13 protein-coding genes are annotated in these 13,724 nt (G+C 49.4%); 8 read left to right on the top strand and 5 right to left on the bottom strand.

Annotation, left to right across the window (positions count from 1 at the left end; genetic code table 11):
- The first annotated feature begins 31 nt into the window (after positions 1-31).
- A complete protein-coding gene (locus tag OGX99_RS07070) occupies positions 32-229 on the top strand; it encodes a YbdD/YjiX family protein (RefSeq protein WP_151218731.1) in 198 nt (65 codons plus the stop codon).
- Between the two features lie 118 nt (positions 230-347).
- Here the strand turns inward: OGX99_RS07070 and OGX99_RS07065 are convergent, their stop codons facing one another.
- Complete coding sequence (locus OGX99_RS07065) at positions 348-1,436, bottom strand: oxidoreductase (protein WP_286543042.1); 1,089 nt, start codon at positions 1,434-1,436, stop codon at positions 348-350.
- Between the two features lie 133 nt (positions 1,437-1,569).
- Between OGX99_RS07065 and OGX99_RS07060 the strand changes: the two genes are divergently transcribed.
- Positions 1,570-2,730, top strand: a complete 1,161-nt coding sequence (locus OGX99_RS07060) for a pyridoxal phosphate-dependent aminotransferase (protein ID WP_151218733.1) — start codon at positions 1,570-1,572, stop codon at positions 2,728-2,730.
- Here the strand turns inward: OGX99_RS07060 and OGX99_RS07055 are convergent, their stop codons facing one another.
- The 4 genes from OGX99_RS07055 to dsbG form a co-directional block, all read right to left on the bottom strand.
- A complete protein-coding gene (locus OGX99_RS07055) occupies positions 2,731-3,348 on the bottom strand; it encodes an IbrB-like domain-containing protein (RefSeq protein ID WP_151218734.1) in 618 nt (205 codons plus the stop codon).
- Positions 3,333-4,556, bottom strand: coding sequence for a phosphoadenosine phosphosulfate reductase (locus OGX99_RS07050; protein WP_187252832.1), 1,224 nt, complete (start codon positions 4,554-4,556; stop codon positions 3,333-3,335). The genes OGX99_RS07055 and OGX99_RS07050 overlap by 16 nt, the downstream gene beginning before the upstream one ends.
- A gap of 169 nt (positions 4,557-4,725) precedes the next feature.
- The gene (gene citR, locus OGX99_RS07045; RefSeq protein ID WP_286538811.1) at positions 4,726-5,631 is read right to left on the bottom strand and encodes a DNA-binding transcriptional repressor CitR; all 906 of its coding nucleotides are present in this window, start codon (positions 5,629-5,631) and stop codon (positions 4,726-4,728) included.
- 206 nt (positions 5,632-5,837) lie between these two features.
- Positions 5,838-6,584, bottom strand: coding sequence for a thiol:disulfide interchange protein DsbG (dsbG, locus tag OGX99_RS07040; RefSeq protein WP_151218735.1), 747 nt, complete (start codon positions 6,582-6,584; stop codon positions 5,838-5,840).
- A gap of 374 nt (positions 6,585-6,958) precedes the next feature.
- On the opposite strand from dsbG, the gene ahpC reads away from it, so the two are divergent.
- The 6 genes from ahpC (at position 6,959) to OGX99_RS07010 (ending at position 13,641) form a co-directional block, all read left to right on the top strand.
- On the top strand, positions 6,959-7,522 hold the full coding sequence (gene ahpC / locus OGX99_RS07035; RefSeq protein WP_004859485.1) for an alkyl hydroperoxide reductase subunit C: 564 nt from the start codon (positions 6,959-6,961) through the stop codon (positions 7,520-7,522).
- 186 nt (positions 7,523-7,708) lie between these two features.
- On the top strand, positions 7,709-9,274 hold the full coding sequence (ahpF, locus tag OGX99_RS07030) for an alkyl hydroperoxide reductase subunit F (protein WP_151224914.1): 1,566 nt from the start codon (positions 7,709-7,711) through the stop codon (positions 9,272-9,274).
- 224 nt (positions 9,275-9,498) lie between these two features.
- Positions 9,499-10,053 (top strand): TorD/DmsD family molecular chaperone, encoded by a 555-nt coding sequence (locus tag OGX99_RS07025; RefSeq protein ID WP_151224915.1) that lies wholly within the window; start codon positions 9,499-9,501, stop codon positions 10,051-10,053.
- Positions 10,050-12,320 carry a molybdopterin-dependent oxidoreductase gene (locus OGX99_RS07020; RefSeq protein WP_151224916.1) on the top strand — a complete coding sequence of 757 codons (2,271 nt, stop codon included), beginning with the start codon at positions 10,050-10,052 and terminating at the stop codon, positions 12,318-12,320. The genes OGX99_RS07025 and OGX99_RS07020 overlap by 4 nt, the downstream gene beginning before the upstream one ends.
- A complete protein-coding gene (locus OGX99_RS07015; RefSeq protein ID WP_286543039.1) occupies positions 12,317-12,874 on the top strand; it encodes a 4Fe-4S dicluster domain-containing protein in 558 nt (185 codons plus the stop codon). The genes OGX99_RS07020 and OGX99_RS07015 overlap by 4 nt, the downstream gene beginning before the upstream one ends.
- On the top strand, positions 12,874-13,641 hold the full coding sequence (locus OGX99_RS07010) for a dimethyl sulfoxide reductase anchor subunit family protein (RefSeq protein WP_210904815.1): 768 nt from the start codon (positions 12,874-12,876) through the stop codon (positions 13,639-13,641). The genes OGX99_RS07015 and OGX99_RS07010 overlap by 1 nt, the downstream gene beginning before the upstream one ends.
- Positions 13,642-13,724 lie beyond the last annotated feature (83 nt).

The following is a 13,724-nucleotide window of genomic DNA, read 5'->3' as shown; positions in this document are numbered from 1 at the left end:
GGGGAGGGCGTTTGTACGACAGGTAACCACTATGTTTGAAACGCTCTCTAAAGCCGGAAAGTATTTAGGCCAAACCGCCCGGTTAATGATCGGTGTACCGGATTACGACAACTATGTTGAACATATGCGAGTCACGCACCCGGATCAGACGCCGATGACCTACGAAGAATTTTTCCGCGAGCGCCAGGATGCGCGTTATGGGGGCAAAGGCGGCGCGCGCTGTTGTTAATGATCTTCATAATTCAAGCTGCAGGTATGTGGGCTTTGTTACTCGGCCCATCCCTGGGCTTCGCCCCTACAGGGCCGCTGCAAGCAGTGTGCAAATCTGCTCCCGGCAGATTTTTCGCTCACCCTGTAAACGATTCTACCTTTTCGAACGCCGTGCGCAGGGTATCCGGGGTTAACGTCACCGCTAGCGCGTGAATGGATTCTACCGGGCGCAGAGTGTGGGCAATCACCTTATCAATCTCGGCCTGATTCTTGATATCCACATCTAATTGAGCCAGCCGCGTTGGCAGGTTGAAGCGCTGATAAGCGGCTATCAATTGCGCCAGTGCATCATCTTGTTCCAGCAGGGCGCTCTGCACCAGTATGCCGTACGCCACTTTGGTGCCGTGTAAAAACTTCTCCGTTTGCGGAAGGACGGTCAGGCCATTGTGTACCGAATGTGCTGCCGCCACCCGGGTGTAACGTTCGCCCAGACCGCCAACCATGCCGCCTCCGGCAATAATGGCATCAACCACATCGCAAAATGTGCGGCTTAACTTGCCTTGTTGTTTATCGGCTAGCGCCTGCTCGCTGCTTTCCAGCAGGACATCGCGGATCGTCTGTGCGGCATGGATACCCAGGCGTACGGTCAACGGCAAAGTTTCCGGCTGAGGCGTGAGAACGACAGCTTCATACCACTTCGCCAGCGTATCGCCGATCCCCGCCAGTAAATACTCCTCTGGGGCGTTGAGTATGATTTCCGGCTCTACCAGTACGAGAAAATTAGCATCATCGAAAATGTCAAAATGTAGCGCCTGGCCTGCATCGTTGTACCAGACAGAGAGCGGTGTCCAGGCCGCGCAGGTGGCGGCAATGGTCGGGATCGCCACGAAAGGCAAACCGAGACGACGAGCCAGCGCTTTGGCGGTGTCGAGCAAGGTTCCGCCGCCCACGCCAATCACCACGCTGCGATCCTCTCCTGACAGTTTTTGCAGTTCAGTTACATCGGTTTCGCTGCAGTGTCCTGTGAACAACAGGCGCTTAGCTTCGGCAAGATGAAATGCATCTGGCAGATAAGGGCGGGCCGCATCAATGGCGCGCTCACCATAAACCCAGACAGCATGTGAGAGTTGATCGGCAGTGAAAAAATCGTTGAGTCTTGACAGGCTGCCGGTATGGGAAAAATAGTTGGCCGGGCCGGTGACGACGCGAATCTCGGTATTACTCATGTTGTGTTTGTCCTTTTGGCTGTCCTGTCCTGGCAGGTTATTTTTATATAGACGTCTGAACGTCTTGATTGCCAAATACTAGCATCGTGCTATAGTGGCTTCAACCACAACATCACACGCTGGGATAACAATAATGAGTAATAACCCGCTGATTCCGCAAAGCAAACTACCTAATCTGGGCACCACTATTTTCACGCAAATGAGCGCGCTGGCACAGCAGCATCAGGCCATTAACCTCTCGCAGGGATTTCCTGATTTTGACGGTCCACTTTTTTTGCAGGAACGTCTGGCGTATCACGTCGCGCATGGTGCAAACCAGTATGCGCCGATGACGGGTGTGCAGCCGCTGCGCGAAGCTATTGCGGATAAAACCACGCAGTTATACGGCTTTAGTCCTGACGCAAATAGTGAAGTGACCGTCACCGCAGGGGCAACGGAAGCATTGTACGCCGCAATTACGGCGCTGGTGCGTCAGGGTGATGAGGTGATTTGTTTTGACCCAAGTTACGATAGCTATGCCCCTGCGGTCGAATTATCCGGCGGGGTGGTGAAACGTATCGCGCTGCAACCGCCGTCTTTTCGCGTCGACTGGCGGGCGTTTAGCGCTTTACTCAGCGAACGTACCCGGCTGGTGATCCTTAACACACCGCATAACCCTTCTGCCACCGTGTGGCATCACGCCGATTTTGATGCGCTGTGGCAGGCGATTAAAGAACGCGAGATCTTTGTCATCAGTGATGAAGTTTATGAACATATCTGCTTCGCTGAACAGGGTCATGCCAGCGTGCTGGCGCATCCCCAGCTACGTGAACGCGCTGTTGCCGTTTCATCATTTGGTAAGACTTATCATATGACCGGCTGGAAAGTCGGCTACTGCGTCGCGCCTGCCGCCATTAGCGCAGAATTGCGCAAGGTTCACCAGTATCTGACGTTTTCTGTCAATACGCCGGCGCAGCTGGCGCTGGCGGATATGCTGCGCGAAGATCCAGCGCACTATCATGAGCTGCCAGCATTTTATCAGCAAAAACGCGACATATTGGTGAATGCCTTGCGTGATAGCCGCCTGGAAATACTCCCGTGTGAAGGCACGTATTTTCTGCTGATCGATTACAGCGCTGTTTCCACGCTTAACGACGTTGAGTTTTGCCAGTGGCTAACGACTGAGGTGGGCGTTGCGGCGATCCCGTTGTCGGTTTTTTGCGCCGATCCTTTTCCGCATAAGTTGATTCGCCTCTGTTTTGCCAAGCAAGAATCGACGCTACTAGCGGCAGCCGAACGTTTGGTTTCGCTATAGCTATTTCACCGTCCAGGCTTTAGAGAATCGACGGTCGGCAAACAACTCTTGCAGGCCGTTGATTTGTTTTAGACGTAAAACCTCATCGTCGTCCATACCTAGCTCTTTACTTATTTTCTCTTCACTCCACCCCAGCTGTGATAATTCACGAACGATTTCCGACATAGCGTGAATTTGATGCCGCCCGCGAGCACGGTTATGGCGAATGGTCGCTGCCATACGTTCGTGGCGTTCGCGTTGTAAACAGGTGACGGGCAGATAGCCATGCAGGCGTGATCTCAGCAATGGCTTGCTTTTACCTAACTCATGACGGTGAAATCCATCGACGATTTCATAGTCTTCCGCCGTTGACTGGACCACCACAATAGGTTGAGTGAATCCGTCGGCTTCGATGGATCTCAGCAGCAACTTTTTCTCCGGCGGGGCAACGTTATTGGGATTGTAATCGTTGGGCGAGATATGATCATTTTTAACCCATAACACACAATCGACAGGCTCATCGCGAAAGGGGCTGACGCTGTGTATCGCCATTCTGAATTGATTGATCGCTTCAATTCGCTCTTCTTCTGACAGGCCAGAAAGAAAACCAGTGAGTTCCTGAGTTAATCGTTGCTGCATAAAATCCCCCATTCCTGGCGTTTTGTTTTCATACGTTCGTTATAACGTTGGTAGTTTTTAGGTTTTGTTGGGCTGAAAGAAAGTGCCCGGCACCAGTAGTCATTATTCAGCAAGACTTTGCAGATACGCCGCCACGATGGAATATCCTTTGAACCAATATCTTTTTCCTGAATTTGCGGGATATTGTCCATGCCCTTTTTCTTATACCACTGTAAATAAACGGCGATTTTATTGCGGTAATGTTCTGCAGTCGTCTCTGGCATGCTGTTCAATAGCAGCATGGCATATTCCTGCCAGCTTAAATGCTCTGGTTTGAGTATTTTCCGGTGACCGTAAAAATGATTATCATGTCCAGCGTAAATTCCCCCGCTTTTGACGCCGCTAACACGGGCGCACATGGCTGCCCAGCGCTCGGGTTCAATGACATGATATAGCCATAATCCCTGGCGCTGTTCCGGGCCAAAGGGCTCACAAATGCGCATGTAGCGCGTTGGGACACCAGCCTGATACATCAGGTTGTATAGGGGATTGCTCGGCATTCTGGTTTTTGCAAACCAGGTCCATATATCGGCGGTTTTCCAGTCATAAAGCGGATAAATATACCAGGTGTGCCCGCCGGGGGCGCTGGTAGTCCAGGGTTTATCATCGGCAAAACGTTGCTTATGAGAATTGGCGATAGCGACGAAACGATTGTATGACTCATCGGCGCGGATGCCCACCATCATGGCGGCTGGTCGTTTCTCTGAAAACCAGTCAGCAAATTCACGAACAAATTGTTCAAATGTCATGCCGGGTTGATAGAAAGAGAAGAACTCAGGGTCGGTTATAGCATCCGCAGGTGGTTGACGAACCCACGGTGTATCAGGTTCCCAGCACTGCCATTCGGGTTGAAATTGTGAGAGTGAATTTTGGGTGGTGAGCGGTAAGGCCACCCAATAAAATCGTTCAATGACATCGGCATAACGTTCACGTAGAGCTACTACATAGTCGATAGTGCAGGAAAATTGTGCTTCCCAGTCGATAAACAGGACGTTAATTTTTTTTCCTAACTGACGAGCGAGCGTGGCTGTCAGGTGTAGCATTAGCCCTGAATCTTTTCCTCCAGAGAATGAGACGCACACGCGTGGCAGAGTTTCTAGTGTCCAGGTTATGCGTTCCTGAGCGGCCTCCAGAACATTTTGTACCAGAGGAATTTTATAAACAGACATATCAAGTCCATATCGGCATCTTATTATTTACAGACATAATAAATGCTTGTAATTGGATATGCCAGTTTATGTGTTATGCAATTTACGCTGTATTCTTTATTTGTATGGTTCGCCAGGGATTATTCTCTGGATGAATTAAATTTATTGATTGAATATATCACTTGCTGTTTTAAATAATATTCTGGCTGATTCTTGCTATGTATTCAGCGAAAGCATTATTGTTGAGTGAGGCTCTGTTGTACATTAAATAAAGTGTAATGGATGGTAATGTAAAATCAATATTGATCTCTTTTAAATCTAAAGAAGTACGATAGTATTCGTATATAGCCCGAGGAATAACGCCGATTATGTCCGTGCTGGCAATGATATTGGTGATTGAGATCGTCGAATCGCTGCTGAAACCAATGTTACGATTGATTAAAGCATTATCTATTTGTGACTGGAAGTTTTTAATACCTTCATTTTCAGTAAGAAAAAATGTAAACTTCTCTTGTATAATGTCATCAATCGTACTTGACTCATTGATTCTTGAGTGATTTTTTCTGCAAACCAGGACATGCTCGAGTGTTGTGAATGGCGTACAGATAATGGAGCGGTTATTGATTGACTCTGTCGTAATGACCAGGTCAGCCTTGCGGTATACCAATATGTTCTCCGCCGTTTCTGAGGAGATTAATATATCGTGATGCTCAATTTCGATATCTGACTCATCTCTGAGAGAATGAATTAACTCGTTGATAATCAGTCTGGTTGCAAATTGCGGGCTGTAAATAACAAATTTTTTGCTCAGACTGGAACTGTGCATTATGTTTATTGTTTGTTCCAGATTGTTGAGGTTTTTCTCAAGATGATGATGAAGATTAATGCCTGTCACCGTCGGGGTAATACCCTTACCGGAACGAATAAACAGTGGATCATTAAATTGCGTACGCAGTCGCTGCAACGACTGACTAACAGCAGAAGGTGTAATATACAGCGTTTCAGCAGCCTTACTGATGCTCAAATGTTGATAAATACACTCAAATATAACCAGTAGATTGAGATCGAATTTTTTAAGATCGTAGAGATTAGCCATATATGCCTTCCAATAATAGTTATGTTGAGAAAAATAAAGATTTTGAATATTTTAAATGGTAGTTATTCTGGTGGTTTATGTTTCTGTGCTTAATGAATCATTAACTTTAACTAAAATAGCACAATCTGCGTAATTTTCACGAGGGGAATTTGAATTGTGCTGAGTGATTGAAATGAGAACGATAACAATCACTCATTCTATTACCTTTATTTATTTCCCATGATAATGTTTAATTTATCCTTATCGGGCAACCCGACCTCCTGTTGTAACGTATTGTCCTTGCTCATGTAATAGATAGCCGGCGTTACGTTAGCCCCCAGGTCATCCATCAACTTTTGATTGATATTCAATACTTTCATCTGTTCTGGGGGGACGGCGGTCGGGATTTCCAACTTTATTTTCCCACCAGATGCCTCATAGTCATGCCAGGTTTTGGCCGGATCTTTTGCGGCCAGAATCGCAGCGGCGGTAGCCGGACTTTCGGGTTTAATTACGCCAACCAGCAATGTGCGCAACTGAACTTTTCCGGAATCCACCCACGGGCGCGCCTGCTGCCAGAATTGTTTACAATAAGGACAGAAAGGATCGGCAAACACGTAGACAATGACTGGTGCCTCTTTTTTCCCGTCCAGGATCCAGGATGCCTTTTCCATCCGTTGCCACATCTCGCGACCTGCAGGGGCATAAACCTCTTTTTCGATTAGCGCATTGCTGAGGTTTTCTCCTTTTTCGTTATACATGTAGCCCGAGATGGCATGTTTACCGTCAGGCGTGACGTAGATAGTAACGCCCATATCCTGGTATTTTCCCAGATAGCCTTTCATTCCTCCCGGCGCGTCGAAGGGTTTCAGGATAGTAATGCCCTGTTTCTCAATCGCTTTAACAGGAGCAGGCAGTTCTTCGGCATACACCACTGCAGGGAGCAGGCTTAAAAGTAAGGTGCGTTTAAACATTGATTTTCCTTATAAAATAAGAAGGACAGGGGACTCTGTTGTAAAACCTATCGCAGCCATAGGTAAGATCGACCGTCCATCGATTGCCCTTTCTTTAGTTGGGTGATGTAATCCCAATCGCTGTTACGACCTTTGTTAAGGTAATGTAGAGCGCAACACATAGCCAGTCCTGCTGGCACTGATGTTACCTGCGGGTAGCTCGGGTAATGGGGCTCCCTGCAAAGGGGGCCTTTTTTACTTTTATCGTTAAGTTCACAACATGTGTTTGAGTGGGTTGTTAGTTATCGCTTATTGATTTGATAAAGGAAACGCATTAGCCCTGCGAAGAGATTTTCGTTAACTTATCTCTCAACGAAAACACGGAGGAAGTACAGATGTCTTTGATTAATACTAAAATTAAACCTTTCAAAAACCAGGCGTTCAAAAACGGTGAGTTCATCGAAGTAACCGAGAAAGATACCGAAGGTCGCTGGAGCGTCTTCTTCTTCTACCCGGCTGACTTTACTTTCGTATGCCCGACCGAATTGGGTGACGTTGCAGACCATTATGAAGAACTGCAGAAACTGGGCGTAGATGTCTATTCCGTCTCTACTGACACCCACTTCACTCACAAGGCATGGCACAGCAGCTCTGACACTATCGCGAAAATCAAATACGCGATGATCGGCGACCCGACTGGCGCCCTGACCCGTAACTTCGACAACATGCGTGAAGATGAAGGTCTGGCTGATCGCGCAACTTTCGTTGTTGACCCGCAGGGTATCATCCAGGCAATCGAAGTTACCGCTGAAGGTATCGGCCGTGATGCATCTGACCTGCTGCGCAAAATTAAAGCTGCTCAGTACGTCGCTTCTCACCCAGGTGAAGTTTGCCCGGCGAAATGGAAAGAAGGTGAAGCGACCTTAGCGCCATCTTTAGATCTGGTCGGCAAGATCTAAGCCAGTTTTGCCTTGCGGTGATGCGCTTGCACAGGCCTATGAAACCGTAGGCCGGTAAACGAAGTGCCACCCGGCAATCAATGGGCGCAGACGCGCCCATTTCATTCCAGCACCATGATGCAAGTTGCATTAATGCAGTCCAGCGAAGTCGGCTTGCATGATGATGTTTTCAGAGAGGGAAGAAGAATGCTCGACACAAATATGAAAACCCAGCTCAGGGCTTACCTTGAGAAACTGACCAAACCTGTTGAGTTGATTGCTACGCTGGATGACAGCGCTAAATCGGCAGAAATCAAGGAACTGCTGACTGAAATTGCTGAATTGTCAGAAAAAGTCACCTTCAAAGAAGACAATACTCTGGCGGTACGTAAGCCATCGTTTCTGATTACTAACCCCGGTTCTCATCAGGGACCACGCTTTGCCGGTTCTCCTCTGGGTCATGAATTTACCTCTCTGGTGCTGGCGCTGCTGTGGACCGGCGGTCATCCGTCAAAAGAAGCGCAGGCGTTGCTGGAGCAAATCCGCGATCTCGACGGTGATTTTGAGTTTGAAACCTATTATTCGCTTTCCTGCCATAACTGTCCGGACGTAGTGCAAGCGCTGAACCTGATGTCTGTACTCAACCCCCGTATCAAGCATACGGCGATTGACGGCGGGACATTCCAGAACGAAATCACCGAGCGCAACGTGATGGGCGTTCCAGCGGTCTATATGAACGGCAAAGAGTTCGGTCAGGGTCGTATGACGCTGACTGAGATCGTGGCGAAAGTGGATACCGGTGCAGAAAAACGTGCAGCCGAAGAGCTGAACAAGCGCGATGCCTATGATGTGCTGATTGTCGGTTCTGGTCCTGCGGGCGCGGCAGCGGCGGTGTACTCTGCACGTAAAGGTATTCGCACCGGACTGATGGGCGAACGCTTTGGTGGTCAGGTTCTTGATACCGTTGATATTGAAAACTATATCTCGGTGCCCAAAACTGAAGGTCAGAAACTGGCCGGCGCGCTGAAAGCACACGTTGATGATTATGATGTTGATGTGATCGACAGCCAGAGCGCGAGCAAACTGGTCCCGGCGGCGCAGGAAGGCGGTCTGCATCAGATCGAAACGGCATCCGGTGCAGTGCTGAAAGCTCGCAGTATTATCATTGCTACTGGTGCGAAATGGCGCAACATGAACGTGCCGGGCGAAGATCAGTATCGCACCAAGGGCGTAACCTACTGCCCACACTGCGATGGCCCGCTGTTTAAAGGCAAGCGCGTCGCAGTGATTGGCGGCGGTAACTCTGGTGTTGAGGCCGCAATCGACCTCGCTGGTATTGTTGAACATGTCACGCTGCTGGAGTTTGCTCCAGAAATGAAGGCCGATCAGGTGCTGCAGAATAAACTTCGCAGTCTGAAAAACGTCGATATCATTCTCAACGCGCAAACGACAGAAGTGAAAGGCGATGGCAGCAAAGTCACTGGTCTGGCGTATCGTGATCGCGTAAGCGGCGATGTTCACAGCGTAGAACTGGCTGGTATTTTTGTACAGATTGGTCTGTTGCCAAATACCAACTGGCTGGAAGGTGCCGTTGAGCGTAATCGCATGGGTGAAATCATCATTGATGCCAAGTGCGAAACGAGCGTTAAGGGCGTTTTTGCTGCCGGTGATTGCACCACCGTACCGTATAAGCAGATTATCATTGCGACTGGCGAAGGTGCCAAGGCATCATTGAGTTCGTTTGATTATCTGATTCGCACGACAGTAGCATAAAAAAGTAAGACACACCTGCAATACCAAAACCGCCAGTTTTCCGCTGGCGGTTTTTTTATTTCCGCCGCTCACAAATTTTCAATTCCTGAAACAATAAAACGCATAAAACATTACTTAAGTTAGCCTGATCATTTTTTTAGTCAAAGAAAGCGTTAGCGTTTCATTTATTATATTAACCCACATTGTGTTCTTATTTATTTTATGAATAAATGGTTGGTTAATTCATGGGTGAAATATATAAAACCCTGACGAACTTTGAATCGACAGGGTTATTTTTGCGTGACTTTTTTATCTCTTATGACAGTAACGCGCTGAAAGAGGCTTATTCTGCCCTGGATAGAAATGCCGAGTCGCTAACAGAGCAGGAGTGGCTGGAAGTGGAGTACGACTTCAATGCACTGTTTGTCGGACCGCAGAAGCTAAAGGCCGCGCCGTTTGCCTCGGTTTATCTTGAAGAAGATGCCCTCGTAATGGGTAAATCAACCCGAAGCATTCGGGAATTCATGGCTAATATGGGCTTATCTATAAATGACAGGAATAATATTCCGGATGATCATATTTCCTGTGTATTGGAATTGGCGGTTTTATTATCAGCTAATGCCAGAGCATCATCTGAATACCAGGTGACCCTTACTCGATATGCATCTGAGTATGTCGCGGTGTGGGTGCCCAAGTATATAGAAAAAATAAATATAAATGCACAAACCGTCACGTTGAAAAACGTAGCGGGAAGATTGTCTTCTTGGCTTGATGAATTAAAAACGAGAGTATCAATATGAGTAATGAACCGGGAGTTCTGAACAGACGTTCATTTTTGAAAGGGTTGATTGCCCTTGGCACGGTCGCAGCCCTGCCAGGGGGATTGCTGACTTCACGCTGCGCATTGGCGCAACCGCCAATCCCGTTTAACCCCAAAACCTACAAAATTTATCGCAACGCTTGTCCGCGTAACTGCTATGACACCTGTAGCCTGAAAACCTGGGTGAAAGACGGTGTCATCACCTTTGTCGAAGGGGCGCCGGAGTCAACATTTACACACGGTACTCCTTGTGTAAAAGGCCTGACTTATCCCCGTCGCGTCTATAGTCCGGATCGTATTAAATATCCGATGGTTCAGGATGTTCGCGGTAGCGGGAACTGGCGTCGCATCTCATGGGAAGACGCAATGCAGCGTATTGCGACCAAGATGCTGGAGATCAAAAAGAAAGACGGCTCAATGCTGGGTCTGGCGCTGACTAAGTACTCCGGCAAATTCGGTGTGCTGAACTATGCCGTTGAAGGCATGATGTCTTCGCTGGGCTACACCACCCGTTTTGCCGGAACGCCGTGCTGGCCGGCCGGTATTGATGCGCAGAACTATGACATGGGCGACATGTGGTGTAACGACCCGGAAGATATGGTGAAAGCCAAATACATCATCATCTGGGGGGCTAACCCGGCCTGGTGTTCAATGCACACCATGAAATATGTCTATCAGGCGCGGGAAAAAGGCGCAAAAGTGGTCGTTATCGATCCGCTGTTAACCCAGACTGCCGCGAAAGCCGATCTCTACTTGCGTGTACGTCCAGGCTCAGATGGCGCTCTGGCGTTGGGAATGGCGCGCCATCTGGTGGATAAAGGTCTGGTGGATCAGGATTTCGTCAATAACTATTCCCACGGTTATCCGGAATTCGAAGCCTATCTGCGCAACAATGTGACCGTTGAGTGGGCCGCTGAAATCTGTGGTCTTTCCGCTGATGTTGTTCGTCAATTGGCGGAAGAATTTACCGCAGTTAATCCTGCCACCGTGTGGATTGGCTACGGTATGCAGCGCCATGTCAACGGCGGCGCAAACGTCCGTGCGATTGATGCCTTTGTGGCAATGACCGGCAATATTGGGGTTGAAGGCGGCGGGGCGCGTTATGGTCACCTGCATACCTGGGGCTTTAACTACAATGCCATGCTGCAGAAACCGCCGGTAGGTTCTGTTGGTATGCCCGGTGCTGCTGGGGCAACCAGCGAATTTGGCGCCGCGGGCGCAGTTGCGCAATATTCCGATCGTTCGCTTAATATCAACCAGACGGCACAAGGGTTGCTTGATGCCAACGATCCCCCTGTGCGCATGCTTTGGGTCGCTTGTAAGAACCCGTTTGCTCAGGATTTTGATCGTAGCAAGATGGAAAAAGCGTTCGAAAAACTGGAAATGGTGGTGTGCGCCGATCAGTTCTTTAACGAAACCGTTGGGCATGCCGATATCGTTTTGCCGGTGACTACCGCATTTGAAGAGTGGAACGTAGACGCCTCTTACTGGCACTACTGGCTCTCTATCAACCAGCCAGCCATTAAGCCGATGTATGAGGCGAAATGCGACCTGGAAATTGCCGTTTTACTTTCCCGCACGATCAACAAACTGGAGCCGGGTTCCTGTACGTTCCCGCAGGAGTTCGATCATAAACGTTGGTTGGATCAGGAATTCAATGACGGGATGGGCAAAATGTTTGGTATCTCTTCCTGGGACGATCTGCTGGACGGCCCGAAAAAAGCCATTCTACCAAGCTCTGCGGCCTGGTATGACCGCAAGTTCAAAACGCCCTCCGGCAAGTTTGAGTTCAAATCTGAGCTATGCGAGAAAAATGGTCATACTGCGCTGCCGGAGTACAAACCGGAAGCCAAAAGCACCTTGCCATTCCACCTGTTTACGCCGCATGTGCAGTTCGGTATCCATTCTCAGTTTATCAACCTTGACTGGATGCAGGTTTTCTATCCGGAGCCGTTTGTTTATATGCATCCGCTTTCTGCAGCGAAAAGAGGAATTACTGAAAACGACCTGGTGAAAGTGTTTAACACCGCCGGAGAAGTGGAACTGCGTGCGAAGGTCACCGCTAACGTACCGGAAGATTTCCTGGTGATGTATGAGGCGTGGTTCCCGAAACGCAAATACAACGTACAAAACGTGGTGGCTGATACCCCAGCCGATATGGGGTTGATGAAAACCGGCGCACCGGGTGCGGCGATCCACAGTCAGTTTGCGGACATCATTTTGGTAAGTAAAGGAGCAGCGGCATGAGACGCGCGTTTTTAGTCAATAGCGATAAGTGCATCGGCTGCCGTGGCTGTGCGATGGCGTGTAAGAGTTTTAACCAGTTGGAGCCTGAACGCTTCTGGCGCTATGTCTATCCATTGGATAAAGAAATTTATCCGCATGAAGAGCGAGCATTTTATTCGCTGGCCTGTAATCACTGCGAAAAACCAGCCTGTCTGGCGGCGTGTCCGGTAGAGGCGTATACCAAACGTGAAGATGGTGTAGTGGTGCATAACCCGGAGCGCTGTATCGGATGCAAAAACTGTATCCGCAACTGCCCATACGGTGCGCCGCGCTTTAATGAGGAGACGAAGAAAGCGGAAAAATGCAGCATGTGCTACGAGCGACTTGATGTTGGTATGCAGCCGGCGTGCGTGAATGCCTGTCCGGTCGGTGCGCTGACGCTTATCGACCTGGATGCCGACCCGATCCCCAATAATGCCGTACAGTATCCGCCGGGATTCCCGCGTATGCCGCAGCTGAATCCGGGCACGCGTTTTATCCTTGCGCGCCAACCGAAGCAGCCGGAGGGCAAGTAATGGAAAAGTATGAACTTCCGCTGGTTATTTTTACCGTATTGAGCCAGATGTCGGTTGGGATCACACTCATTCTGACGCTGCGTGCCTTGCAGGGAAAACTGGAGAGCAAGCGCCTGTATTGGCTGATAAGCGGGCTGGTTCTGGCTGCTGCGTCCGTGGCGGCAGTATTGCACCTTGCGCATCCGGATCGCGCCTACAACGCCCTGATTAACCTGCAGCACGCCTGGCTGAGCCGTGAAATTCTTGGCGCAACCTTATACGGCGCGGCGGTGGGCGTGACGTTTTTGGCGAAAGGGCACAAAGCCCCAGCTTTACTGGCATCCATTCTCGGGATCGCGCTGGTGGCGGTACAGGGGATGACTTATGCGGCCCCAGCTATGGCGGCGATCGCCAATGGTCTGACGATGCTGCTGTTCTTCATCACGGTGTGGGTGATGGGGTGTGCCGCGATTCCGTTGCTTAATCTCACGCCTGCCATTGCCGCATTACGCCAGGGGATTGTCGCTTGTCTGGCGGTCATGATTGCCGCGCCGATTATCTGGTTAAGCGGCGGTACTATCATGCAGATGACGGCGCATGCCTGGCTGACGTCGCCGCTTTATCTGGCAAGTTTGGTTTGTCTGGCGGTGGCCTTTGTACTCAGCCGCCAGGGAGAGCGTCGTGCAAAAGCGCTTTTTGTTCTGCTGTTTGTTGGTCTGTTCCTGAGTCGTCTGACGTTCTTTGGCGATACGGTCAGTACCATTGTGAATATCGGTCACTTGTATTGATTGTGAGCGAATAAAAACCCCTGTCAGGCGGTTAACCTGGCAGGGGTTTTCTATCTATCGCAAAGATAGTAAATCAGCGGCTG

This window comes from Citrobacter sp. Cu096 (genome assembly GCF_030332285.1).
GTDB classification, from domain to species: Bacteria; Pseudomonadota; Gammaproteobacteria; order Enterobacterales; family Enterobacteriaceae; genus Citrobacter; species Citrobacter meridianamericanus.
Note: the sequence above shows the minus strand (reverse complement) of the source record. Positions and strands in the feature narration are given on the sequence as shown.